Raw genomic sequence first — 1,021 nt, forward strand, 5'->3', positions numbered from 1 at the left:
CACCCACACGCCGCTCGCTCGCTACAGCGCTACTAACGGCGCGCTCGTGAGCGGCTTCGCTACCGCCGAGCTACACCACCTGATGGGACACGACCGCCCGTTCACGGCAGGTCGCGCATAACATAGTATATCTCGGAAGTTAACTAAGCCTAAACATTCAACTGCAGCGTCATACCTGATTATATCAATCAGCCTTACAAGTGGTTGCAATTCTTTGGAGGTGCCTGTCTCTTGCCGGGAAATGCCGGAGGGATTTCAGCAATGACCACCAATATCGATTTGGACAGTTTTTCGGGTTTGGCCGACGAGCATTCCGGGCCGAATGAACACAGCAGCCAGGCAACGCCGGTAGAGATCCAGGTTGCGCAAGCAACTTCGACGCAGCCGCCCGCGCCGCCAGCGTCCGAACCGGTGCCGGTCGACGTCGGAAGCGGCGCGCCCGTTCAACCGGCGGCTCCCGCGGCGGCGAACGCAGCGGCGGCGCCCCATGAATATGTGGCCGACGCCAGCAACATGGTCAGGCTTCCGTCCAGCGTTTCCATCGACAACATCAAGGTCGACGGCCACAACCTTTTGCTCGAACAGGCCGACGGCTCGGTGATCGCGATCAAGGATGGCGCCCTGAACGTGCCGACCTTCATCATCGGCGACGTCGAGGTGCCGCGCGTTGCCTTGCTGGCCGCCCTTGAAGCAAGCCACGTCGATGTCGCCTTCGGCGCCGACGGTTCCATGTCGGCTGGTCCGGGAGGTGCCCCGGGCAGTGCTGGTGGGGACTTTACGGTTCCCCCAGGCGGTATCGGTGACGGATTCGACCTTTCGGCCTTGCTCCCCCCGACGGACCTGCAGTTTGGGCAGTTGGAGCCACGCGAGTTGACCATCGGCGTCTTGGGAAAGGACTCCACGCCATCGATTGGGCTCATAGGAGAGACCACCGTCTATGAGGCCGGCCTTCCGGCACGCGGCGGCGAGTCCGCGGGCTCGAACGCTGCCGCCAACTCGGAGACCACCTCGGGCACCATCG

General features: G+C 62.7%; 1 protein-coding gene. It reads left to right on the forward strand.

Annotated elements, in window-relative coordinates; all coding sequences use genetic code 11:
• Positions 1 to 261 precede the first annotated feature (261 nt).
• The coding region (locus tag NKI37_RS31855; protein ID WP_352520208.1) for a hypothetical protein at positions 262 to 1,021 on the forward strand (760 nt) is incomplete at its 3' end.

Origin of the sequence: Mesorhizobium sp. M0626, from assembly GCF_040320665.1 — a bacterium.
GTDB lineage: Bacteria > Pseudomonadota > Alphaproteobacteria > Rhizobiales > Rhizobiaceae > Mesorhizobium.